The 23,715-nt window shown below is 71.1% G+C and carries 22 protein-coding genes; 10 read left to right on the plus strand and 12 right to left on the minus strand.

Annotated elements, in window-relative coordinates:
- Positions 1–1,155: baeRF2 domain-containing protein (locus ACRWK8_RS24715; RefSeq protein WP_431873031.1), on the minus strand; the 1,155-nt coding region annotated here is incomplete at its 3' end.
- Between the two features lie 166 nt (positions 1,156–1,321).
- The gene (locus tag ACRWK8_RS24720) at positions 1,322–2,647 is read right to left on the minus strand and encodes an MFS transporter (RefSeq protein WP_431873032.1); all 1,326 of its coding nucleotides are present in this window, start codon (positions 2,645–2,647) and stop codon (positions 1,322–1,324) included.
- 189 nt (positions 2,648–2,836) lie between these two features.
- Here ACRWK8_RS24720 and ACRWK8_RS24725 point away from each other — a divergent pair, with 189 nt between their 5' ends.
- Entirely contained in the window at positions 2,837–3,706 is an 870-nt protein-coding gene (locus tag ACRWK8_RS24725) for an AraC family transcriptional regulator (protein WP_431873033.1), read from the plus strand.
- 24 nt (positions 3,707–3,730) lie between these two features.
- Here the strand turns inward: ACRWK8_RS24725 and ACRWK8_RS24730 are convergent, their stop codons facing one another.
- The 3 genes from ACRWK8_RS24730 to ACRWK8_RS24740 all read right to left on the minus strand — a co-directional run bounded on the left by ACRWK8_RS24730 (position 3,731) and on the right by ACRWK8_RS24740 (position 6,878).
- On the minus strand, positions 3,731–4,585 hold the full coding sequence (locus tag ACRWK8_RS24730; RefSeq protein ID WP_378736226.1) for an alpha/beta fold hydrolase: 855 nt from the start codon (positions 4,583–4,585) through the stop codon (positions 3,731–3,733).
- A 264-nt stretch (positions 4,586–4,849) separates the two neighbouring features.
- Positions 4,850–6,088, minus strand: coding sequence for an MFS transporter (locus ACRWK8_RS24735; protein ID WP_378736224.1), 1,239 nt, complete (start codon positions 6,086–6,088; stop codon positions 4,850–4,852).
- A gap of 160 nt (positions 6,089–6,248) precedes the next feature.
- Positions 6,249–6,878 (minus strand): TetR/AcrR family transcriptional regulator, encoded by a 630-nt coding sequence (locus tag ACRWK8_RS24740; RefSeq protein WP_378736222.1) that lies wholly within the window; start codon positions 6,876–6,878, stop codon positions 6,249–6,251.
- A gap of 119 nt (positions 6,879–6,997) precedes the next feature.
- Here ACRWK8_RS24740 and ACRWK8_RS24745 point away from each other — a divergent pair, with 119 nt between their 5' ends.
- Positions 6,998–7,948, plus strand: a complete 951-nt coding sequence (locus ACRWK8_RS24745; RefSeq protein ID WP_378736922.1) for an NAD(P)-dependent alcohol dehydrogenase — start codon at positions 6,998–7,000, stop codon at positions 7,946–7,948.
- A gap of 381 nt (positions 7,949–8,329) precedes the next feature.
- Complete coding sequence (locus tag ACRWK8_RS24750) at positions 8,330–9,940, plus strand: alkaline phosphatase D family protein (RefSeq protein ID WP_431873034.1); 1,611 nt, start codon at positions 8,330–8,332, stop codon at positions 9,938–9,940.
- Between the two features lie 45 nt (positions 9,941–9,985).
- Here the strand turns inward: ACRWK8_RS24750 and ACRWK8_RS24755 are convergent, their stop codons facing one another.
- Together ACRWK8_RS24755 and ACRWK8_RS24760 are read right to left on the minus strand one after the other, a co-directional pair.
- Positions 9,986–10,681, minus strand: coding sequence for a metal-dependent transcriptional regulator (locus ACRWK8_RS24755; RefSeq protein ID WP_378736218.1), 696 nt, complete (start codon positions 10,679–10,681; stop codon positions 9,986–9,988).
- Positions 10,682–10,778: 97 nt separating this feature from the next.
- A complete protein-coding gene (locus tag ACRWK8_RS24760) occupies positions 10,779–10,985 on the minus strand; it encodes a hypothetical protein (protein ID WP_378736215.1) in 207 nt (68 codons plus the stop codon).
- 105 nt (positions 10,986–11,090) lie between these two features.
- On the opposite strand from ACRWK8_RS24760, the gene ACRWK8_RS24765 reads away from it, so the two are divergent.
- Entirely contained in the window at positions 11,091–12,002 is a 912-nt protein-coding gene (locus ACRWK8_RS24765) for a LysR family transcriptional regulator (protein WP_431873035.1), read from the plus strand.
- Positions 12,003–12,276: 274 nt separating this feature from the next.
- A complete protein-coding gene (locus ACRWK8_RS24770; RefSeq protein ID WP_431873036.1) occupies positions 12,277–13,239 on the plus strand; it encodes a bacteriocin fulvocin C-related protein in 963 nt (320 codons plus the stop codon).
- A gap of 349 nt (positions 13,240–13,588) precedes the next feature.
- On the opposite strand, the gene ACRWK8_RS24775 is transcribed toward ACRWK8_RS24770, so the two are convergent.
- Together ACRWK8_RS24775 and pabB are read right to left on the minus strand one after the other, a co-directional pair.
- On the minus strand, positions 13,589–14,284 hold the full coding sequence (locus ACRWK8_RS24775) for a type 1 glutamine amidotransferase domain-containing protein (protein ID WP_431873037.1): 696 nt from the start codon (positions 14,282–14,284) through the stop codon (positions 13,589–13,591).
- Positions 14,285–14,556: 272 nt separating this feature from the next.
- On the minus strand, positions 14,557–16,560 hold the full coding sequence (gene pabB / locus ACRWK8_RS24780) for an aminodeoxychorismate synthase component I (RefSeq protein ID WP_431873038.1): 2,004 nt from the start codon (positions 16,558–16,560) through the stop codon (positions 14,557–14,559).
- 148 nt (positions 16,561–16,708) lie between these two features.
- Here pabB and ACRWK8_RS24785 point away from each other — a divergent pair, with 148 nt between their 5' ends.
- Positions 16,709–16,936, plus strand: coding sequence for an SHOCT domain-containing protein (locus ACRWK8_RS24785; RefSeq protein ID WP_431873039.1), 228 nt, complete (start codon positions 16,709–16,711; stop codon positions 16,934–16,936).
- 276 nt (positions 16,937–17,212) lie between these two features.
- Positions 17,213–18,880 (plus strand): ABC-F family ATP-binding cassette domain-containing protein, encoded by a 1,668-nt coding sequence (locus ACRWK8_RS24790; protein WP_431873040.1) that lies wholly within the window; start codon positions 17,213–17,215, stop codon positions 18,878–18,880.
- A 25-nt stretch (positions 18,881–18,905) separates the two neighbouring features.
- Here the strand turns inward: ACRWK8_RS24790 and ACRWK8_RS24795 are convergent, their stop codons facing one another.
- From ACRWK8_RS24795 to ACRWK8_RS24805, 3 genes are read right to left on the minus strand one after another with little or no spacing between them, the layout of a single operon-like run.
- Complete coding sequence (locus ACRWK8_RS24795) at positions 18,906–19,304, minus strand: VOC family protein (protein ID WP_378748413.1); 399 nt, start codon at positions 19,302–19,304, stop codon at positions 18,906–18,908.
- Positions 19,297–20,184 (minus strand): AraC family transcriptional regulator, encoded by an 888-nt coding sequence (locus ACRWK8_RS24800; protein ID WP_431873041.1) that lies wholly within the window; start codon positions 20,182–20,184, stop codon positions 19,297–19,299. Before ACRWK8_RS24800 ends, ACRWK8_RS24795 begins: the two co-directional genes overlap by 8 nt.
- 9 nt (positions 20,185–20,193) lie before the next feature.
- Positions 20,194–21,612: a sugar porter family MFS transporter gene (locus tag ACRWK8_RS24805; RefSeq protein WP_431873042.1), complete on the minus strand. Its 1,419-nt coding sequence runs from the start codon at positions 21,610–21,612 to the stop codon at positions 20,194–20,196.
- Between the two features lie 355 nt (positions 21,613–21,967).
- Between ACRWK8_RS24805 and ACRWK8_RS24810 the strand changes: the two genes are divergently transcribed.
- From ACRWK8_RS24810 to ACRWK8_RS24820, 3 genes are all read left to right on the plus strand, one after another.
- The gene (locus tag ACRWK8_RS24810) at positions 21,968–22,519 is read left to right on the plus strand and encodes a TetR/AcrR family transcriptional regulator (protein ID WP_431873043.1); all 552 of its coding nucleotides are present in this window, start codon (positions 21,968–21,970) and stop codon (positions 22,517–22,519) included.
- Between the two features lie 45 nt (positions 22,520–22,564).
- Positions 22,565–23,191, plus strand: coding sequence for a hypothetical protein (locus ACRWK8_RS24815; RefSeq protein WP_431873044.1), 627 nt, complete (start codon positions 22,565–22,567; stop codon positions 23,189–23,191).
- A gap of 359 nt (positions 23,192–23,550) precedes the next feature.
- Complete coding sequence (locus ACRWK8_RS24820) at positions 23,551–23,706, plus strand: hypothetical protein (RefSeq protein WP_378748364.1); 156 nt, start codon at positions 23,551–23,553, stop codon at positions 23,704–23,706.
- Positions 23,707–23,715: the final 9 nt, after the last annotated feature.

Below are 23,715 nucleotides of genomic sequence, written 5' to 3' on the forward strand. Positions count from 1 at the left end.
GGGAAAGCGCAGCGTGGCCCCGGCGTCCGAGTCCGGGGTCTCGCGGGTGGTGCCGGTGTCCACGCTCTGCTCGGGCACGGGCAGTTCGGTGAAACCGGCGTCCGACATCACCGCCGCGCGCAGCATGAGCGCGCTGGCCGGGGCCTGGAACCCGGCGTTCGGGTCGTCCAGACCGCGCGGAGAGGTGTCCACCAGGACCGGTGAGTGGTACGACCCCCACAGATGGGGCTCGTTCTCCCGGTCGGCGCCCAGCAGCAGCGTCTCCACCCGGGCCTCCGACAGCATCGGCAGGATGGAGGTGGTCCCCCTGACCGCCTGGTCGTGGGCGAGCTTGCGCTCGTAGTCGGAGAGGACCCGGTCGCGCTCCTCGTGGATGAGCTCGCGCAGGCACTCCTCCGCGTTCTCGTGCAGGCGCTCCTCGGCGTCGGTGCCGCCGCGCCCGCCGGCGACCACCTTGATCGGGATACTGAGCTGCCGGGGGCCGAGGTTGTCGCGCAGGTAGGCGATGGCCTCGTCGTCGCCACCGGCGATGATCACGGCCGCGTCCACCTTGCGCACCGCCTCGCGGACGAGGTCCGCCACCTGGGCCGCGTTGCCCCGCCAGCGGTCCTGCGCGGTGCCGGTGTCGGCGCGGCGCCCCCCGGCGTCACCGCGTTGACCGGGGAAGATACGGCTGGCCCCGTCGATGTTCTGCATGTTCTCACCCTCGTTGGCGAGCTCCATGACCGGGCCGCGCGTGGGGTGGCTGGGGTAGGCGAACACCTTGGCGTTGACCCGGTCCAGGGCCACGAGGACGTAGGGGAGGCGGCGTCCGCGGTCGATCGCCAGAGGGAGGGCGTCGGGGACGGGAAGGAACGACGCCCGGTCCTGCGAGGGCGGCACGGCGAGGGTGTGGGCCCCCAGGAGCCTGCCCTCGGAGGCGTAGAGCGCCTGTCCGTGGTCGCCGTAGGCACGGGAGTTGCCCTCCCCCACGGCCTCTTCCAGGACGTCGAGGGTGGTCGCGTCGGTGCCGAGCGCCTCCAGTTCCTCGCGCAGGTGCCGCCAGCGCAGTTCGATCTTCTTGTCGGCGTCCGTGGTGTCACGGCTGGTGTCCAGGTGCACCGAGGCCACCGGGCCGTCGCTTTCGTACAGAGGTCGCAGAAAACCAAGGTCCATAGAGTCTGCGGGGCGTGTGTACCCCGCCCCGCCCACCTCCTTCTCGGGGTCGGCCTGCGGGCCATCATGTGGGGCCATGGTGCGGGTTGGAAGGGCGCCGCGTCGATCCAGACACGGATGTTGCCCGAAGATTTCCAGGTTTTTCCCGATCCTCCCGATCTGGGGGTCAGTCTTTCCGGAAGCCGGACCCGGCCTCGCCCCGGGGTTCGGCGTCGGCCAGGGCGCGGTCGACCTTCCCCGGGGTGAGTACCAGGACGGAGACCGCGGCGAGGGCTAGAACTATCAGCCCCGACGCGACGAAGGGGGAGGCCAGGGCCCACTCACGGCCCCACGGTTCCTCCAGCACGGAGACCAGGACCCCGCCCAGGCCCATGCCCACCGACAGCATCCCCCAGGAGACGGTGCGGTGGGCGCTGAAGACCCTGGACCTCAGGGCGTCTGGGGCCAGCCTCTGGATGAGGGAGACCAGGGTGACGTTCCACCAGGTGACGGCGAACCCGGTGAGGAAGTAGCAGACCACGAATCCGGGAACCGAGCGCAGGAGCCCGACGGCCAGCCCGGTCGCGCCCAGGACCGTCAGGACCACCGCCATGGAGGTGGAGGGGTGGATCCGGCCCGAGAAGGACGGCACGACGAGCGCACCCGTGACCGCTCCGGCGGCGGTGACGGTCATCAGCAGCCCGTAGCCCTGCGGGCCCACGCCCAGCACGTCCTGGGCGAAGAGCACCAGCACGGCCCCGTTCAGTGCCGCCGCCAGGTTGGACGCCCCCGAGACCAGCGCGAGCGGCCGCAGGACCGGGTGCCGCCACAGCCACACCAGACCCTCGCGCAGCATGGATCCCATGGAGGGGCGCTCCCGCGACTCCTCCGTCACCGGGCGGAAGTCGCCGCGCAGGCCGCCCAGGCAGACCACCGCGAGCAGGACCAGAACGGCCTGGGCGCCGAAGGCCCAGGCGGTGGAGACCGCCAGCAGCGCTCCGGCGATCGGCGCGCCCAGGAACTTGTTGAGCACCCGCTCCACCACCTGGAGGAGTCCGTTCGCCCGCTCCAGCTGGGGACGCGCCACCACCGAGGGCACCACTGACTGCGTGGTGTTGTCGAAGAACACCTCGCACGCGCCCACCAGCAGCGCGATGAGGACCAGAAGGGGGATCGAGCCCACGCCCAGGGTCACCACCGCGGTCAGGAGCACCAGCAGCACCGCCTTGGCCGCACCGGCACCCATCATCAGGCGGCGCCGGTCCATCCGGTCGCCCACCACCCCGGCGACCAGGGCCAGGAACAGCCAGGGCAGCCGGGTGGCCGCGCCCACCAGGGCGACCAGGAACGCGTCGTCGGTGAGGGTGGTGGCGTACCAGGGCAGCGCCACCACAGCGATCCCGTCGCCCAGATTGCCCAGCCCCACCGCCCCCAGGAGCCGGTGGAACCGTCCTCCCAACGGTGCGCGGCGGCCGTGTTCGTCCGGGGGCGTGTGCTGGTCGTTCCGGTACATGGCACCTTCCGAAGGGGGTGAGGGCTCGGACTGGCACCGTAGAGGGTGGCACGCGGTGGTGACAGACGGTTCTCCCACCAGCAGACGGGCACCCCCGCCCCGCTCCGGCCCGACCGGAGGTGAACGGGAACGGTCGGGTCGGGGCGGATCCCGTGTCCCTAACGTCGGTGGTGAAAGAGGGAGGCACACGTGCTGGACCGGTTGAACGAGGCACTGGAGCGGGTCGAGAGGGACCTGGGCGAGCCCGTGGACGCGGCCGCCATGGCGCGGACCGCGCTCACCTCCGAGCACCACTTCCGGCGGATGTTCTCGGCGTTGTCCGGGATGCCGCTGTCGGAGTACGTGCGTCGGCGCCGCCTCACCCTGGCCGGAGCGGAGGTGATCGGGGGCCGGGACACGCTCCTCGACATCGCGGTCCGCTACGGCTACGGGTCCGCCGAGGCCTTCGGGCGGGCGTTCCGGGCGATGCACGGAATCAGCCCGGGCGAGGCCCGCCGGACGGGCGCGGCGCTCGACTCCCAGTCACGGCTGGCCTTCCACCTCACCATCGAAGGGAACACCGCCATGCGCTACCGCATCGTCGACAAGGGCGCCTTCCGCCTGGTCGGCCCCGGAACCAGGGTTCCGCTCGTCCACGAGGGCGCCAACCGGCCCATGACCGATTTCGTCCTGGGTCTCGGGGACGACGTGTACGAACGGTTGGCGGACCTGTCGGACCAGGAACCGCGTGGCGGCGTCTCGGTCACCGTCACCCACGACCCCGACCGGCGCGAGGGCAGCGACGTCGACTTCTACGTGGCCGCCGTGACCTCGGCTGCCGGGACTCCTGAGGGGATGCGGGCCCTGGACGTGCCCGCGGGGACCTGGGTGGTCCTCCTCTTCGAGGGGCTCGCCTTCCCCGAGGCCGTCCAGCGCGTCTGGGTGTACGCCGCCGCCGAGTGGTTCCCGTCCAACCCCGCCTACCGCTACCGACACGGCCCCGAGCTGCTGAGCGTGGAGTACGAGGGCGACCTCGCCTCGGGCGAACTGTGGCTCCCCGTCGAGCGGACCTCCGTGTGATCCGGGGCCCGCTCGACGGCGCGGTCAACGGTCGCGGGGACGTGTCCGCGCCTGCTCCAGAAAGCGGCGCAGGACCTCGTTGAAGCGCTTCGGCCGCTCCAGGTTGGGCAGGTGGCCCGCGCCCTCGATGATCTCCACGACCGAGTCCGCGATGCGGACGTGCATGAGCTCGGCGCCCCCCGGCGGGGTGAAACCGTCGTGCTGGCCCACCACCAGCAGGGTGGGCGCCGAGATGTGCCGGAGCAGCAGGGTGTGGTCGGGGCGTGTGGCCCGGCCCAGCTGCGCGGCGGCGGCGCCCTCAGGAGGGGCGGCGTACATCATGGCGCGCACGTGGTCTGCGACGGCGGGCTGATTCCGCACGTTCTCGGCGGTCATCATGCCGACCAGCATCTCGTCGGCGTAGCCGCGCATGCCCTCCTCGCGCAGGCGGGCCGCCATGGCTCGGCGCCGGGCCATGCCGGACTCGGTCTCTGGAAGCGGATTGGTCGCGGCCAGGGCCAGGGCGTCCACGCGGTCGGGGAAGAGCCGGTACAGCTCTAGGGCGACCTGCCCGCCCATCGACAGGCCGACCACGTTGACCACGTCGAGACCCAGGTGGTCGAGGAGGGCCGCGAGGTCGCGGGCCAGGGTGTCCAACGACGTCACCCCGGGCACCACGGTGCTGCGTCCGTAGCCGCGCAGGTCGGGGACGATCGTCCGGTAGCCACGCCCGGCCAGCGCTCTGACCTGGGGTTCCCACATGGTCTTGTCGAAGGGGTGACCGTGGACGAACAGGACGGGGCATCCTGCGCCGCGGTCGTCGTAACTGACGCTGATCCCGCGCACGGACGCGAGACGCGGGCCTTCGCTGTTCGCGGTGTCCGTCGTCTGGTGTGTCACAACAAACGATGCTATTCACGGGCGCAAGGGGATGAACAGGGGGCGTGGGGAAAGCGGTCGGGCCGCAGGTGGCCCCTCGTCACCCACGGCCCGAGCACCGTGACCCGCCGTCCTCGGGCACGGTGCGACGAGGGGGACGTCCCGGCCGCGCCCGTGCCGGAGCCTCGGGGCTCCGACACCGGTGGAGACGCGGGTCGGAGGGTCGGGGTCGCCCGGATCGCCGGGCCGAGCGGGCGGCCCGCCAGGGAGGACCGCCCGCCAGGGTCAGCCGGTGGCGTCGGCGGGCCGCGGCCGTCCTCCCCGAGCGGTCACCACCGCCGCGAACAGGTACGGAACGGCGAACAGCGCGAAGGTCAGCGGGTGTCCCAGGACCAGGAAAGCCCCCGCGTACAGCAGGTAGGACGCGCCGGTCACCGTGTCCCTCCCGGCCTCGGCCAGGGAGGTGACCGTGGCCCGGCTGGAACCGGTGATGCTGTCCTGGAGGCGGGCGTCGGCAACGACGTTCGCCATCTGGCACACCCCGAACCCGCAGCCGAGCAGGATCCAGCCGGGGGCGTTCCCCAACAGGGCGCCGGTGGCGATGGCCACGGCGGCCAGGGCCAGGAGCGCGCCGAACACACGCGGTGACAGGCGCGAGGCCGGGCCCGCGAGAAGGCCGCCGCCGGTGACGCAGATCCAGACGACGAGGACGACCAGGGGCACGTCCTCGGTGGCGACACCGGCGGAGGAGACCAGCAGGGGCAGGTACTCGTCGAGCATCCCCCAGAACGCGGTGACGATCACGACCAGGAGGATCGCGGTGCGCACGCGGCGGCTGCCGCGTGCCTCCGCCAGACCGAGCCGCATGGTCTCCAGGTAACCGAGTTCGGGTTCTGCCGACTCCGCCGACACCTCCTCGGCCCGGCCCGAACGTGGGGGACGGCTCTCGGGCAGGGCCAGGCCGGTCAGCGCGCACAGGGCGCAGGCGGCCAGGCTGGCCAGCCCGATCAACGCGTAGCCGCCGTGCGCCATGACAGGCACGGCCAGCAGGGTCGCCGTGCCCACCGCCGCGACGCCGAGGGCCCGGGTGACGCCCATGATCGTCGCGTACCGGTCGGCGGCGCCCCGGTGACTGAGCTCGGTGTGGACCAGCGCCTCCAGCGCGCCGGAGGACAGAGCACCGGCCGCGCCCCACAGCACGAAGCCCAGCGCGAAGGACCCGTAGGACGGCAGGAGCAGCCAGGACGCGAATCCGGCACCGGTCAGGAGTGGCGCGAGGGCGAGCAGGTGGTGGCGGGGCACGACGTCCGCCCACGCGCCAGTGGGGATCGCCAGGAGCACGCTGGTCACGGACCACAGGACGAAGAGCGAGCTGATCTGGAGGACGGACAGACCGGTCTCGGTGAAGAGCAGGGCGTACAGGGGATAGAGGAGGACGAACTCCTCCAGGAAGGCGTACGCGTAGAGCGGCCGGGTCAGCCTGGACAGACGCGTGTGGGGCACGCGCGTGGACTGGGTGGACATGGAGGTCTTTCGGTCGAACGGACTCGGGCACCGGGGGTGGGGGGCACCCGGTGGTGCCCGGGGTCTCGTCTCGGACCGGCCTCGGCCGTGGCCTGGGAGCTAATGTCGTTGCTTCATTCCCCCAGTGTAGGACGCCCGTCGAAGGCGGCGTGGCCCGGCGTCACCGCAACACCGGGTGCGGTCCCAGTCGCGGCACCGGCGGCAGGGCCCGGTGGTCGGGTGCGGCCTCGAACGCCCGGATCAGGTAGGCGGCGAGCCGCCGGGACGCGGCCACCGCGTCCTCCTCGGTGTCGGCGCTGATGCCGCTGTTGGCCATGATCACCAGGGTGAGGTCGTCACGGACGAAGTCGGCACGCAACCTCCCGGCGGCCTTGGCGCGGCGGGCGAGCTCGGCGAAGGTGTTCTCGGCCTGGATCCGCTGCTCGTCGAAGATCACCCCGCCCACGAAGGCCGCGCGGAAGACCTCGTTGAAACCCCGGTCGGTGACCTGCATGACGCACAGGTCCTCGATGAACGCGCGGAACCCGCGCCAGGGGTCGGGGTCGGCGGCGGCCTCGTACAGACGGGCCAGGCAGGTGTCGAGTTTTCCCCGGAACACCTCGTTGACCAGGCTCTCCCTGTCGGGGAAGTGTCGGTAGAGGGTGGCGATGCCGATCCCCGCACGGCGGGCGATCCGGGTCATCGACACCTCGATCCCGCTCTCCAGGAACGCCGCCTGGGCGGAGTCGAGGATGCGACGCCGGTTGTGCAGCGCGTCCGATCGCGGCTTCCGAGAGGATTCGTTCGGCATGCCTCTCACTTTAGCCTCAACCGGAGTACCCCCTCCGTTTCAATGGTTGCCTGGGGAGAGGACGGGGTGTCGGGCCCCGTCCCCTTGGAGCGGAACGGACGGAGAAGACCGTGGTGGAGATGCGCGCGGCCCGGTACGACAGGTACGGAGGGCCCGAGGTGCTCTACGAGGGCCGGGTGCCCCGCCCGGTGGCGGGCCCCGACGAGATCCTCGTCCGGGTGCACGCCAGCAGCGTGAACGGCGGGGAACTGCTGGTGCGCGCCGGGCGGCTGGCCCTGGTGACCGGGAGGCGGTTCCCCAAGGGGATCGGTATCGACTTCGCCGGGGAGGTCGTGGAGGCGGGATCCCGGGTGCGGGGTCCCGCCGTGGGCGACCGGGTGTGGGGGTTCCAGAGCCGCGCCGGGGGCAGCGCCACCTCCGAGTACGTGGTCGTGCGCCCCGGGCGGGTCTCCCTCAGCCCGCCCGGGCTCGACGCCGTCGAGGCGGTATCGCTGCTGGCGGGCGGCACCACCGGGATCACCGCGCTGCGGGACCGGGCACGGGTGCGGTCCGGCGAGCGCGTCCTCGTGCGCGGCGCCAGCGGAGGGGTGGGCAGCGTGGTCGTCCAGCTGGCCAGGGCCATGGGTGCGCACGTCACCGGCCTGGCCGGGGCGCGCAACCTCGACTTCGTCCGTGGACTGGGAGCACACGAGGCCCATGACTACGCCACCACCGGCCCCGCCGAGCTGGCCCGGTGGGAGGGGTTCGACGTGATCATCGACATCGTCGCTACTGATCTGCCCGCCTACCAGCGGCTCCTGACCCCGAAGGGGCGTCTGGTGGCCGTGTCCGTCGGGTCGTTCTCCTCAGCTCTGCGGCTGGCGGGCGCGACACTGCTGCGCTCCCGCCGGACCGTGTTCTTCAGCGGCAACCCGAGGACGCCGCTGTTCCGGGACCTGGCCGGGTTCGTGGAACGCGGCGAGGTGCGACCGGTCGTCGACACGGTGCACGATCTGGCCGACATCGCGGAGGCCCACCGCGCTCTGGAGGCCGGTGGTGTGCGGGGCAAACACGTCGTCCGCCTGACCTGAGTCGGGGCCGGGGGAGGCGGCGCGGCGTGGAACGACGTCCCATCACGGAGAGTGACTCACGGGCTGTCAGTTGTGGCGGGAGTTCGACCCCACCGGGCGTGACCCGTCGCGGCCGGCGGCCCCGACACGTGCCTCAGGGCGCGGGACGCGCTTCGCCGCCGGGGTTATGGGGGGTGGGAACGGGACGGTGGCGAACGTACCATCCCAGAGTCGACGAAACACCCTGGTGGCGACCCTCAGTAACCTTGCCGTCGCCGAAACGGAGGTAATGTTCACCGCGTAGGGGTTGGGTCGTACCTCTTTCCATGGCCGGATGGACCACGGTTGCTCCCGTCCCGGGTACTCCGGGGCGGTCCGCCGCTCGAACCCAGGAGACCGTAGATGCCAGGTACACCCACATCCCCCACATCCCCCGACCACTCCCCCGTGCCAGCTCCCGTGCTCGCCGCGACGCGGCGTCAGGCGCTGGTCGGCGGTGCCGTCACGCTGGGCGCCGCGGCACTCGGCACGTCTCTGGGCTCTCCCGCCGCTCTCGCGGCCACGTCGGTTCCCCGGAACCCGACGATCTCCGACCCCTTCACCCTGGGCGTCGCCTCCGGTGACCCCCTCCACAACGGGGTCGTGCTGTGGACCCGGCTCGCCCCCGACCCTTTGGCCGAGGACGGCCTGGGCGGGATGCCGAACAGCGCGGTCGAGGTGGAGTGGCAGGTCTCCCACGACGAGAACTTCGGGACGCTCGCCGCCTCCGGAAGTGTCGAGACCGGCCCCGAGCAGGCCCACTCGGTCCACGTGGAACTGGAACGCCTGCGACCCAAGGCCGACTACTTCTACCGTTTCCGGGTCGGCAACGAGATCAGCCCGGTCGGCCGCACCCGCACGGCTCCCGTTCCGGGCACGCGCCTCGGCCGGTTCGACTTCGCGTTCGCCAGCTGCCAGAGCTACACCCACGGCCACTTCACCGCCCAGTCGCACCTGGCGCAGGAGGACCTGGACCTGGTCGCCTTCCTCGGTGACTACATCTACGAGACCCCCGACCAGGGCAGCATCGGTCGCGGCCACTTCCCCGAGGTGGAGGTCCGCTCCCTGGCCGAGTACCGGCTGCGGCACGCCCAGTACAAGACCGACCGCGACCTCCAGGCGGCCCACGCCGCGTTCCCGTGGGCGGTGGTCTTCGACGACCACGAACTGGAGAACAACTGGGCCGACGACACCTCCTACGAGGAGGACATCCCTCCGGAGGAGTTCCTGCTCCGGCGCGAACACGCGCTCAAGGCCTACTACGAGCACATGCCGCTGCGCGCCGCCCAGCGCCCGGCCGGTCCCGACCTGCACCTGTACCGCAGGCTGACCTTCGGCAACCTGGTCGACCTGCACCTGCTCGACACCCGCCAGTACCGCGACGCGCAGGTGGAGCACTCCGAGCGCGACGACCCCGAGCGCACCCTGCTCGGCGCCGACCAGCGGCGGTGGCTGTCCCGGGGGCTGTCGTCCTCCAAGGCCAGATGGAACGTCCTGGCGCAGCAGGTGTTCTTCTCCCAGCGGGACTTCACCGAGGGTGAGTCGAGCACCTTCAGCGACGACGCCTGGGACAACTACCAGGTGGAGCGGGACGGGGTACGGGACGAGATCGCCGGGGTGTCCAACCCGGTCGTGCTCACCGGTGACGTGCACGCCAACTACGTGGTGGACGTCAAGGCCGACTTCGACGACCCCCGATCCAGGACGGTGGCCACCGAACTGGTGGGGACGTCCTTCACCAGCGGCAGGGACGGCACGGAGCAGAACCCGGGCGACGCGGTCCAGCTGGCCGAGAACCCGCACATCAAGTTCATCAACCGTCACCGGGGCTACGTGCGCAACACGGTCACTCCCACCGAGTGGACCGCCGACTACCGGGTGGTGGACTACGTGAGCAGGCCGGGTTCGCCCATCCGGGACCGGGCACGGTTCGTCATCGAGAACGGCCGCCCCGGGGCCCGGCCCCTGGCCTAGGCCGTCCCGCGCCCGGTGTCCGCGCGAGCGCGCGGCGCCGGGCGGCTACTCCTCGGGGCTGAGCCAGAGGGCCTCGGCGGCGATCAGGCCCAGGGCCTGTTCCCGCACCTCCTCGCCCTTCTCCGGGCGGACCGAGAGCTGGAGGGAACCGGCGAAGGGGAGCCGCTCCACGACCTCCACGCGCATGCCGATACCGATGTCGATGTCGGCCAGGTAGCGCAGGAGTTCGGGGTCGGTGTCGTTGACCCGGACGATCACACCGGTCGTCCCCGCCTCGGCCTCGGAGAGCAGCACGGACTCGCGTTCGACGATGGCGCCCTCACGGGTGGGGATGGGGTCCCCGTGCGGGTCCACCACCGGATCCCCCAGGTGGGAGGCGATGCGGTCGACGAACTTGTCCGAGACCACGTGTTCGAGGATTTCGGCCTCGTCGTGCACCTCGTCCCACGAGTAACCCAGCTCGGCCACCAGGTAGGTCTCCAGCAGTCGGTGGCGGCGCAGGACCGCCAGGGCCGCCTTGGTTCCGGTCTCGGTGAGGCTCACGTTGCCGTACCGCTGGTGCTCCACGAAACCCAGTTCGTTGAGCTTGCGGAGCATTCCGGACACCGACGAGTTGGACACCGACAGCCGCTCGGCCATCCCCGAAATCGTCACCGGCCCGGTTCCGCGCTCCTGGAGGTCGTAGATGACCTTCACGTAGTCCTCGGCCGAAGTAGACGGTCGCGCCGGTGTGTTCCCCATGTCCATAACCGTATCGCGGACCACCCCCTGACCACGATTTCCGCACCGTTCCCGTGGACGGACCCCCGTCACGGTTCCGGCGGTGCCGTCGGGGCGCTCAGGCGTTGCAGCCGGGGGTGCGCGGGGCACCGGTGGGACGGCCGCGGGAGACGATCCGTGTGCCCGCGACGCCGATCTCGCGGACCTGGGTCGAGCCGCACACACAGCGCGACCACACGGTCATCCCCGTGCCGGTCCGGTGCTGGGAGAGCACCGCGAAGGGCTGGTCGTCCGGCCATCCGCAGTGGGGGCAGACACTGGTCATCGAGCACCTCTCGTTCGGTGTGGTCTTCCTGCGATCCAGCATCACGCCTACGAACCCTCACGGTCCAGGTTGAGTTTCTGGATGGCACTGTGAAGAATCGACTACATGATTGATCTTCGTCGGCTTCGGATCCTGCGGGCCGTGGCCCACCACGGAACAGTGACGGCCGCCGCGGAGGCGCTGCACTTCACGCCCTCGGCGGCCTCACAGCAGATCCGCCAGCTCTCAAGGGAGCTGGAGGTGCCGTTGCTGGAACCCCTGGGGCGTGGTGTGCGGCTGACACCGGCCGCCCGGAGTCTGTTGGAGCACGCGGACGCGATCCAGGCCCGCTGGGAGCGGGCGGAGATCGAGATGCGCGGGTTGGAGGCGGAACCGGCCGGGCCGCTGCGGGTGGCGGGTTTTCCCGTCGTGCTGACCCGCCTGCTGGCGCCCATGGCCGCCGCTCTGCGCACAGCGTACCCGCGCCTGGACGTACGGATCCTGGAATCGGAGCCCGGGGACAGTCTCGACCTGCTCTTCCGGGGTGACATCGACCTCTCCATCGTGGAGTCCGCGCCCAGCACGCCCGGGCTGGACGACACCCGCTTCGACCAGGCGTTCCTGTTCGAGGACCCCTTCGACCTGCTCGTCGCGCGGGGGCACCGCCTCGCCGAGCGGACCAGTGTGCCGCTGGCCGAGACCGCCCGGGAGTCGTGGGTGCTGCCCCAGCCCGGCACGACCTGTCACGCGCACGCCATGACCGCCTGCGGGGCGGTCGGTTTCACCCCGCAGGGACGTCACCAGGCGTTGGAGTGGAGTTCGGTGGCGGCGCTGGTCGCCCACGACCTGGGGGTGGCGCTCATACCGAGGTCGGCGGATCTGTCCCCGGACCTGCCCGTCACCCGCCTGCGCCTGGAGGGTTCCCCGACCCCGGCCCGCTCACTGCTCACCTTCACCCGCGCCGGAGCCCGGGAGCGCCCCTCGGTCGCCGCCGCCGTCACCGAACTGGAGCGCCTGGTCCCCCACATGATGGCCTGACCCCGCCCTCCGCGCCGACCTGGTTCCCCTCTCCGGGAAGGCCGCCTGACCTCGGAGAACCGTGTGTCCCTCCGGGTTCCCCGGCCAGGCCGATACGTCTCCCAAGGGACCACCAAAAAGAGCTCCTGACCAGCGGCGCGGGCGCGGATACATCCGTGTTCGCTCCGGTATTGCCCCCAGGGGCCGTGGATTGGACGTACCAAGTTCCGAAAAGCCGACCCAAGACGACCAACTCCCCTTGACACTGGGACGCGGCGGTGCGGGAAGGGAGATCATGAGGGACATTCGGGTTCGGTACGTGTTGGCCTTCGACTCCTCGTGCGACAGGTGCGCGGACATCTCCAGCACGGTGGAGTCGGTGTCGGGCGGCAGGTTGGAGACGCTCCCGCTCACCCACCCCGAGGTGCGCGAGTGGCGGGTCCGGCAGTGGGGGCCGAACGCCCCGTGGGTCCCGACGCTGGTCCGCCACCGGGGTTCCGAGATCCGATGCTGGAGCGGGGTCTCCATGGTGCGGCCGCTCCTGCGCGGGCTGGGCGCGCAGGCCGCCCTGCGCGTCGTCGAGGCCCTGGGCGAGCTCAGCCGCCAGCGCCGCCGCGCCCCCTGGGAACGGCCCCGGGTCCCCTCCCCCGGGAGGTCGGTGCGGCCACGCCTCCAGCGGCTGCACGCCGGATGGGTCGTCGTCATGACCCTGGCCCTGGCGGGCCGTACCCCCGCGCTGGCGCGCTCCGACCACGGTCTGGCCCGCGAGTGGGTGGAGGCCAACCGGGACCGCCTGCCCCGGGACTACGACGAGTTCACCGCCCACCCCCTCATCCGCCGCCGCCTCGTCTTCGCCGAACTCCCTCCCCGCGCACGTCGTGACCTGTGGTTGGAACAGCTGCGACGCTACGAGCGCTCGCACCCCCACCTCAGCCCGGCGCAGCGGGAGGTGGTGCACCTGGCCCGCCGCACCCTGTCCGACGCGCTGGTGTTCCGTGACGGCCTCGACGCGGTCCGGGAGCGAGAGCTGCGCGGGCAGGCCGTCTCGGCGTTCGGCACGGAGGAGGCCCACGCGCTGCTGGCGACCCTGGGGCCCGACGAACCGGATCCCCGCGGCGGGAAGACCATCAGGAAGGAGCGCTGTGGGGCCTGGGAACCCTGCCTGTCCAAGGGCTGCGCCGAGGTCCCCTTCACCTGCGGCACCGCCTGGATGTACTCGCGCCACGGCATGCGTGCCCGCGCGGAACCGGCCGGATAGCGGCGGTGCGTCGTCAGCGGCCGGGTGGATGTTCCGCAGAGTAACGCCTCACTGGCGCCCCGGGGGGCGGCAGATGGTCGACGATCCGGTCCGCGACCGCGTAGGGACTCTCCTGCGGTAACAGCCCGGCGGCCGTGTCCAGCTCGCCCTGGCTTGATCCAGCATCCGCTCGCGCTTCCACGACGCCGGAAAGCGGCCCTCACGTGCGGTGGAGACCCCGATCGCGGGTGCGTAGGCATGGCACACGGTGATCGTGGTGTCGGTGTACCTGGCCCGAATGCTCGTGGGCCGGGGTGGCGCTGACCAGCGGGCGGAGCAACCGGTTTTCCGCCGGTCAGCGCGCTGGGCCTCAGCCCAGCAACCTGAGCATCTCCTGGGCCAGCGGGGCGGAGGACGCGGGGTTCTGGCCGGTGACCAGGGTGCGGTCCACGACGACCTTCGGAGCCCACGGCTCGCCCTCCTGGAAGTCCACCCCCGCCTCCACCAGGCGATCCTGGAGCAGCCACGCGGCCCGGTCCGCGAGCCCCGCCTGCTCCTCCTCGGTGTTGGTGAACGCGCTGACCCGGTACCCGGCGAACGGGTTCGCTCCATCCGGCCCCTCGGCGGCCAGCAGTGCGGCGGGGGCGTGGCAGACCACGCCGAGCAGCTTTCCCGTGTCGAGCGCGGTGGTGAGGAGGTCACCGGCGACGGTGTCCACCGCCAGGTCCTCCATGGGTCCGTGCCCGCCGGGCAGGTAGACGGCGTCGTAGTCACCGAGGTCCACCTCCTCGAGGCTGAGCGGAGAGTGGAGTTCGGTGAAGGAGTCCAGGACGGCGGAGATCCGGTCCGCGTTCTCCTGGCCGCCGTTGGCGTCCGCCTCCAGGCTGCCCCGGTCCACGGGCGGCACGACCCCGCCGGGGGTGGCGACGACGACCTCGTGGCCAGCGTCCCTGAACGCCTCGTAGGGGGCCACGGCCTCCTCAGCCCAGAAGCCGGTGGGGTGTCGGGTGCCGTCCGCCAGGGTCCAGTGGTCGGCGCCGGTCATCAGGAACAGGATCGTGGACATGCTGGATCACTCCGCAGGTGACTTCCGTGGGCCTGGATGGTGCCGCCGACATTAGTTGCCCGGGCAACCATGTTCCACCGGAACACCCTGTGTCCCCGGGTCGGCCACAACACGGCTGTGTTGGAGCATCGTGGAGGGGAGCACCCACGCTGTTCGTCCCGCCGCAAGGGTGGAGTCGGATGTGTCCGTGTTTCGAGAGGTGGGAAACCGACCCCTTGCCGCCGGTAGGTTCGCAGGTGAAAGGGCCTGTTCCCCGCGCACGCGGGATGGCGTCAGCGGCCTCGGGCGGGGACCTCGGCCTTGAGGAGCATCTCCTCGTACTCGTCCTCGGGGTCGGAGTCCAGCACGATCGCGCCGCCAGCTCCCACGGTGACCTCCCCGTCAGCACGCACGGCCGTGCGGATGACGATGCTGAGGTCCGCCTCTCCGGTGTGCGAGATGTAGCCCAGCGCCCCGGAGTACACCCCTCGCGCGGACGACTCCAGCCGGTCGATGAGCTCCATCGTGCGCAGCTTCGGCGCTCCGGTCATCGAACCGCCGGGGAAACAGGCGCGGACCGCCTCCACCGTCGACACCTCCGGGCGCAGCCGCCCACGGACGGTGGAGACCAGCTGGTGCACGGTCGCGTACGACTCGGTGTACATGAAGGCGGGCACCTCCACGCTGCCCACCTCGCAGACGCGGCCGAGGTCGTTGCGGAGCAGGTCCACGATCATGAGGTTCTCGGCGCGGGTCTTGGCTCCGGTACGCAGGTCCGAGGCGATGCGCGCGTCAGTCACCGGGTCGGGGTGACGGGGCGCGGTGCCCTTGATGGGGCGGCTCTCAGCGATCCTCGCGGAGTCCACGCGCAGGAAGCGTTCTGGCGAGGCGCTGAGCACCGTCACCCCCTCCGTACGGAGGAACGCGGCGTAGGGTGCGGGGCTGGCGGCCCGAAGGCGGCGGTAGAAGTCCAGGTCACCGCCGTCTCCGAGGTCGGGCAGCCGCACCCGGTTGGTCAGGCAGATCTCGTAGCTCTCGCCGTCGGTGAGGTGGCCCAGGCACGTCTTGACGTCGTCCACGTAGGCGTCGCGGGGCCGGTCCAGCAGAGCGGCCAGGTCGACGGGTGTCCGGGACGTGGCGGGTTCGGGCAGCGGGGGCAGGTCGCGCAGGGCGGTGATCGTGTCCCTGATCCAGGCGGACCCTCCGTCGGCGCTGACCACGTAGGTGCGGCCCTCCTGGTGGTCGACGGCGACGAAGCGGTCGCAGCGCATCCACACGGCGTCCGGGGTCGCGGCCGTGTGCGCCCGGCTCGCGCCGCAGTCGGCCTTGAGTTCGTAGCCGAAGTAGCCCACGTACCCCCCGGCGAAGTCGAAGGGCAGTCCGGTCGGGCGGTGTGTGTGGCGGGTGCGGCGATCCAGCGCCGCGAACACGTCCCCGGGCTCCAGACGGGTCCCGTCGACGGTGCCGACGCGCACCGCCGGGTCGTCGACGTCGTAGGTGAGGACCTCGGAGGCCTCCCCGAGGAAGGAGAAACGGGCGGGCCCCTCGGGCCGGGAGCTGTCCAGCCAGAACGCGTGGTCGGCACGGGCGTACAGGTGCGCGAAGGCGCGTTCGGTGTCCACCGCGTGGGGCAGTGTCTCGTAGCGGATCGCGGGGCCCTCACCAGGGGTGTCCCGCGCGCGGTCCGGGGGCCTGACCTGGTGGTGGGGCGCTCCGACGTGTTCGCGGGCCAGGGTGAGGAAGTTGGAGATCAGGTCCGCGCCGTGCTCACTGGCGACGGACTCCGGGTGGAACTGCACGCCCCAGCGCGGCAGGTCGCGGTGGCGCAGGCCCATGACGACGCCGTCCTCGGCCCAGGCGGTGGCCACCAGGGGCTCGGGCAGGGGTTCGGAGACGGAGAGGGAGTGGTAGCGCACGGCGGTGAAGTTTTGCGGTACGCCGGAGAAGAGCCCCGTGCCGTCGTGCCGGACCCGGGTCAGGTGACCGTGGCGGGGCTCGGGCGCGGCGGTCACCTCGGCTCCGGCCAGGTGCGCGATGGCCTGGTGCCCCAGACACACCCCCAGGACGGGGAGCTCGGCGCGGGCGAGGAGTTCGGGGACGCGCCCCAGGTCGCGGGCGTTCTGCGGGCGTCCCGGGCCGGGGGACACGACGACGGCGTCCACGGTGGCCGGATCGAGTTCGGACCAACGCGGGTCGTCGTTGGTCAGGACCAGGGGTTCCGATCCGAGCACGCGGGCGAGGAGCTGGAACAGGTTGTAGGTGTAGGAGTCGTGGTTGTCCACGAGGAGAACGCGCATCCCGCCCTTTCCGGACCGGCCATCGGGTCGCGATGTCCCAGGTTACGGCGTTCTGGGCGGTTCTCGGATCTCCGGGTCCCTGGTGGCGGCGCCGGGCAGGCGGTAGACAGGGAGGACCGCTCCGCTCACTGTCGAAGGTAGGGACGCCGTGAACGTCTTCATCGCGGGAGTCGTGATCGTGGTCCTGCTGGGCCTGGCCTTCTTCTTCGTGCTCACCGTCACCGAGGCCGGTCAGCTGCTGAGAGGGCGCCGTGCCGGACCGGCGGTCGAACCTGGGCGGGACGCGGCCACGCAGGAGCTGCGCCTGCGCTACGCCCGGGGCGAGATCACCCGCGAGGAGTACCTCCAGCGCAAGATCGACCTGGAGGAGTTCTGAGAGCCACCTCACAGGGAAAAGACGCTTGACGGCCGCGGGGCCGTGGGTAAAGTACTCCACGTCCTGTTGTCTACGATCGAGGTGGACGTTGCGCATCTGAGGTTCGCGATCATCACGCGGTACGGAGCCGGTATCCGGCTTGTCCGACGCGTGCATGGAACCTCGGTGTAGGAGCCGTCCCTGTCGACCAGGACTCCCCCACCCCTCCCGGCGCAACGCCGCGTGGTGCTCGCACACGAAGCCCTTTCCACACCGCTTCTGACTGCGAGAACACCCATGTCAAAGACCAGCACCACCACGAGTGCCGCCGTCGCCTGCTCCGACCTGGCCTTCCAGTGGAAGGACGGCACCGTCGTGTTCGACGGCCTGTCCCTCACCCTCGGCCGGGGCCGCACCGGACTGGTCGGCACCAACGGCGCTGGCAAGTCCACCCTGCTCCGGCTCCTGGCCGGTCGGCTGCGCCCCGGACGCGGTTCGGTGACGATCGGCGGAAGCCTCGCCTACCTGCCGCAGAACGTCACGCTCGACACCGGGATGCGGGTCGACCAGGCCATGGGGATCGACGCCAAGCGCGCCGCCCTGCACGCCATCGAGGCCGGGGACGCCTCCGAACGGCACTTCGAGACGGTCGGTGACGACTGGGACATCGAGGAGCGCACCCTGGCGACCCTGGGCTCGCTCGGGCTGGGCGGGATCGGCCTCGACCGCAGCGTCGGCCAGCTCTCCGGAGGCGAGACCGTCCTGCTGCGCCTGGCCACGGTCCTGATGGAGCGCCCCGACGTGCTCCTGCTCGACGAACCCACCAACAACCTCGACCTCTTCGCCCGGCGCAGGCTCTACGAGACCGTGGAGACCTGGCGGTCCGGTTCCCTGGTGGTAGTCAGCCACGACCTGGAACTCCTGGAACGGGTGGACCGGATCGCCGAACTGCGCGCCGGCTCGGTGACCATCCACGGCGGCGGCTGGACCGCCTACCAGGAGGCGCTGGCCGTCCAGCAGGAGGCCGCCGAACGGACCCTGCGCGCGGCCGACGCCGACGTGCGCCGACAGAAGCGGGAACTGGAGGAGACCCAGATCAAACTGGCCCGACGCCAGCGCACCGCGAAGAAGGCGGCCATCGACGGAGGGATCCCGAAGATCGTCCAGGGCGCGCTCAAACGGGCCGCCCAGGAGTCCGCGGGAAAGCTGCGAGGCACCCACGAGGACCGGCTCGACGAGGCGCGCGAACGCCGTGAGGAGGCGGCCGACGCGGTGCGTGACGACGCCGAGATCCGTGTGGAGCTCCCCCGCACCGAGGTGCCCAACGGACGCGACGTGCTGAGCCTGAGCGGGGTGCGCCCCCGGTTCGGGCGCCTGGTCTCGGGCGACCTGCTGGTGCGCGGTCCGGAACGGATCGCGCTGGTGGGACGCAACGGCGCGGGCAAGACCACGCTGCTGCGCGCCGTAGCCGGACTGGACACCCCTGCGGAGGGTGAGATCGCGCTGTCCGTGCCGGTACGGTTCCTGCCGCAGCGGTTGGACGTGCTGGACGAGTCCCGGAGCGTCGCGGAGAACGTCTCCGACGCGGCCCCGGGGGTCAGCGCACAGCACATCCGCGCCCAGCTGGCGCGGTTCCTGTTCAAGGGGAACCGGGCCGCGCAGGTCGCGGGGACGCTGTCCGGGGGCGAGCGCTTCCGGGCCGCCCTGGCGGCCACCATGCTGGCCTCCCCGGCCCCGCAGCTGCTGATGCTGGACGAGCCCACCAACAACCTGGACCTGTCCAGCGTGCGGCAGTTGACCGGGGCCCTGGAGGCCTACCAGGGGGCGTTGCTGGTCGCCAGCCACGACCTGCGCTTCCTGGAGTCCATCGGGATCACCCGGTGGCTGCTGCTCGACGAGGAACTGCGGGAGACCACCGCCGAGGAGGTGCGCGCGCTGTTCACCGGCGCACCCGAGGAGCGGTGATCCCCGCCGACCGCGCGTCCGCTCCTCAGGGGGCGGGCGCGCCCGGGTAGGTCCCGAACGACCAGAGGTTGCCCTCCGGGTCGCGCACTCCGAACTCGCGGGAACCGTAGTCGGTGTCGGAGAGCGGCCGGGTGATCTCCGCGCCCCGTGCGGTCACCCGCTCGTACAGGGCGTCCGGGTCGGTGGTCACCACGTAGGTCCCCGCCGTCCCGGGCTCGCGTGACCACGTGCCTCCGGGCTTGTGCGTGCCGAGCATGAGGCCTCCGCTGCCCTCGGGCCACAGCAGTTCGGCGTGGGCCACGGTGTCGCCGTCGTCGTGGCGCGCAGTGAGGACGAAGCCGAAGGTCTGCGTGTAGAAGTCGATCAGACCGGGTGCGTCCACGGCCTGGAGCGTGCTCCAGACGGTGGGGTTCGTGTTACTCATGGTGTCCATTCTTCGCGGCGGTGTGCGCCCCGTCTTGGATGTTTCGGAACTCCTCGGCCACCCAGGCCCCCGGGGAGAGCCCGGTGAAGCGGACGAACTCCCTGTTCAGGTGCGCCTGGTCGCCGTACCCCGCCTCGGGGGCCACCTCCGCGAACCGGGCCCGGCCGCGACGGCGCACGTTCTCCGTGATCAGGGCGCGTGCGTGCCCGAAGCGCATCAGCGTCGCCACGGTCTTGGGCGAGCGTCCGACCTCACGTCGGAAGAGGGTGCCCAGGTGGCGCGCGCTCAGCCCGACCTCGCGGGCGAGCTCCCCCACCGGGAAGCGTCCCCGGCTGCGCGCCAGCAGTTCCCACGCCCGTCCGACCTCGCCCCGTACCGCCTGGCGGTCGTGCTCGCGGTGACAACCCACGAGGTAGCGGCTGACCAGCGTGAACGCGGTCTCCCAGTCGGGTGCCCCGGCCAGGCGCTCGTGCAGCTCGGTGGCGGAGCGCCCCAGCAGGGCCGTGCCGTCGAAGCCGTTCGAGGCGGCCATCGCCAGTTCCGACCCCGGGACGCCGAACAGCGCCCGGGAGGCGAGCGGGTGCACCGCGACCTGGATCCCGGTCTGTCCCGGTCGTTGGAGCACGTGGGTCGCGTGGGTGTGGAGCCCGCCCAACAGCACCGGGTTGGGGCAGGCGTCGGCCAGCCGGTCCGGGGCGTCGGCGGCCTCGACCCCGCCGTCCAGGCCGAGGATGAGGGTCAGGGACGCCGACGGCAGACCGAGGTGGATGGTCGCGGGCTCGTCGCGGTTCCGGTAGCCGACCATCGCGGCCACCCCGGGGGCCCTGTCGGGGGCCGCCACCGTGAAGTCCCAGGTGCGGTCCCGTCCCCTGCCGTCCACCCCTCCAGCCTAACCCCGCATCTCCTCCAGCGTCTTGCCCTTGGTTTCTTGCACGAACTTGAGCACGAAGAAGAACGACAGCAGGGCGAAGCCCGCGTAGATCGAGTACGAGCCGGGCAGGCTCCAGTCCCGCAGGCTCGGGAAGCTCACGGTGATCAGCCAGTTGGCCAGCCACTGGGTGGCGGTGGCCACGCCCATGGCGGCGGCGCGGATCCGCAGCGGGAACATCTCCCCCAGCAGCACCCACACGACCGCGCCCCAGGACAGGGCGAAGAACAGCACGAAGGAGCTGGCCGAGACCAGCGCCACCACGCCCCACACGAAGGGGAGGGTGACCTCCTCGCCGGAGCCGGTGGCGTGGCTGAACGCGAAGGCGGCCAGGCCCAACGCCACGGTCATCCCCGCGGACCCCGCCAGCAGGAGGGGTTTGCGGCCCACCCGGTCCACCAGCATGATCGCGATCACCGTGCCGACGATGTTCACCAGGGAGGTGAACAGGCTCAGCAGCAGCGAGTCGGTCTCGGCCACGCCGACCGACTGCCACAGCGAGCTGGAGTAGTAGAAGATGACGTTGATGCCCACCAGCTGCTGGAAGGCGGAGACCGCCATACCGATCCAGACGATGGGCAGCAGGCCGTACTTCCCGGTCAGGTCCCGCAGCCGGGGCCGCACCTCCGAGCCCAGGGCCTCCTTGATCTCCCCGATCCTCCGGTCGATCCGGGCCGTCCCGCCCCCCTCGACATCGCTCAGGATGGACCGGGCCCGGTCCACGCGTCCCACCCGCACGAGATAGCGGGGCGACTCCGGGATGACCAGGCTCAACCCGAGGTAGACCAGGGCGGGCAGCGCCTCCACGGCCAGCATCCACTGCCATGCCTGCACCGGTCCGAGCATGTTGTGCGCGCTGCCGTCCGCCTCCTGCGCGATCGCGTAGTTCACCAGCTGGGAGCAGGCGATCCCCAGCACGATGGCGAGCTGTTGCAGGGAGGCCAGGCGACCCCGGTAGGCGGCGGGCGAGACCTCCGCGATGTAGGTCGGCGCGATCACCGAGGCCATACCGATCGCCACGCCGCCGATGACGCGCCAGAAGGTGAGGTCCCAGATCGAGAACGGCAGGGCCGAACCGATCGCGCTCACCGCGAACAGGACACCGGCGATCTGCATGGCCCTGATGCGGCCGAGCCGGTCCGCGAGGTTGCCCGCCGTGGCCGCGCCCACCACACAGCCCAGCAGGGCGGAGGCGACGGTGAACCCCAGGAGTCCGGCGCCCACGTCGAACTTCTGCTGGATCGCGTCGACCGCGCCGTTGATGACCGCGCTGTCGTAGCCGAACAGGAACCCACCCATCGCGGCGGCCGCCGCGATCATGGTCACGTGGGCCAGGTGGGATTCCCCCGACCCCGACGACGATGCTCCGGTATCGCTCACTTCTGCCTCTTCCCAGGTCACTGGCGTACATGGGTAGTGCGCCAGTGCACCACAGTGACAGATCGTCGTGTCCCGGTCCCGGAGCGCAACGCGACCCGGGGGCGCGCCAGGCCGTGTTCGACCGCACCGGAACGCCCCCACGAGCCGTCGCCACTCCCCCATCTCATCCGGGCGAGCACGCCCCGGAGGGCGTCGCCGCTATCCAGAAAGGGACTCGGCGGATGGTCAAGGAGATCTTGGAGGACCTCGGCAGCTACCGGTTCTTCTCCGCTACCGCAACGCTCCCGCGTGGTCTTTTGTGACCATATCGGTCACAAGCTGACCGATATGGTCACACATGCGGTAGGGTCTCCCCATGGTGAAACCGAGCAGTGAACAGATCGACGCTCAGATCGTGGACCGGGCGGCGGGCCTCTTCGCCCGCCACGGCTTCGAGAACACGTCAGTCCAACAGATCGCTGACGCGACCGGATACTCCAAGGCCGGGATCCTTCGCCGCTTCGCCACCAAGGACGCGCTCCACGAGGCGGCCATCACCGCGATAAGCCGGGCGGTGACCGCCGTCACCGCCGAGGTGGCGACCCTCCCTGCGGGCGAAGAGCGGGACCGGGGCCTGGTGGCCGGGTTCGTGGACCTCACGTTCCAGTGGCCAGGCGTGAGCGCGCTGTCCCTGGGCCTGATCGACATTGATCCGAACGACGCCCCCGCGGAGCTCCTCGCCTGCGGGGAAGCCGTCACGCGCGCCTTCGGGGTCGACTGGTCCTCCTCCGACGAGGAACGCCAGATCCGGGTGATCAGCTCTGCGGCCGTGCTCACCCACGCCTGCCTGACCGCCGTGCGCGTCGGCCGTGAACGGGAATGGCGACCCACCATCATCGCCACAGCCCTCGATGCCCTCGGCCGCTGAACGGCGTCGCCACTCGACCGCCGAACCAGAAGGGAGAACGACCGGATGCGCCTCTTTCGCGGTTTCCTGAACATCCTCAGAGAGCACTGGAGAACCTACGTCCTTCTCAATATCGCCGTCTACGGCCTGTTGGGAGCGACGATGGCCCTGACAGCCCTCTTCGGGTTACAGGAGAGGGGACTCGAACGCGCCCAAGCCTTCGTGGACCTGCCCGGACCCGGGGACTTCGTGGTCACCGCCTACGTGAACGGCGACTTCGTGTCGGCGGCCCTGGGGACGTTCATCTTCAATCTCGCCTTCGCCGCCCTGCTCACGACGACGATTCCCTCGCTCGTCATTCCGTTCTTCGGGGTCGCCGCCACGGTCTACCGAGCCATGGAAATCGGCATGTGGCTCACTCCGACATCCGGGGACGCCGCCATCGCCCTCCTCCCCCACGCTCCCGTCCTGATCATCGAATTCCAGGCCTACATCCTGGCGACGCTCGGGACGGTCATTCTCTGGAGATCGACCTTCGGGTACCAGAGACTCGAACTGCCGTCCAGGCGGGCGGGGTACCGGGCGGGCCTCGGCGCCAACCTGCGCCTCTATCCCGTCATCGTCCTGGTGCTCTTCGTCGTCGCCGTCTTCGAGGCCTGGGAGGTCATCCACCTCATGCCGCTCCTCCACTGACCCGACACGGAACGCTCGAACTCGCGGAGTCGTGGGGAGGAGTGGACCGCGCAGGGGTTCACATCCCCGGTGGGCACGCGCGTGGGTCCCGGGTCGAAGCAGCGCCTGTGGACGCCCATCTCGTGCGTGCGGGAGCGCTGGTCGGGAGCTCGTCACTCGCCCGAGTTCACGGAGCTTCGTAGGAAGCGCCCCGGATCCGCGCTTCCCACCACAATGTCTGCGCAAACCCCCTCAAGGAGAAAGTCGTCCCCCCTGCACGCGCGGACCAGGGCAAAGGATGGTGCTCTGTGGCGGCGGGCAGGTGTGCGGCTCTCGTCGGTCGGGCAGGGCGGTCGAGGAGGGAGCACGGGGGAACCACCATGGACGACCGTCCGCGCAGACGGGAGAAGCCGAGGGGGCGGACCGACACGGTCGGGACCGCGCCCTCCTTCGTGCGCTTCGCCCGCGACGGGCCCTCGTCCCGCTCCACCGGCGAGACCCCCACTCGGATCGGCGGAGAGACCCAGGCCAGCTGACGTCAGCGG

This window comes from Nocardiopsis eucommiae, from assembly GCF_965344335.1.
Taxonomy (GTDB): Bacteria; Actinomycetota; Actinomycetes; order Streptosporangiales; family Streptosporangiaceae; genus Nocardiopsis; species Nocardiopsis eucommiae.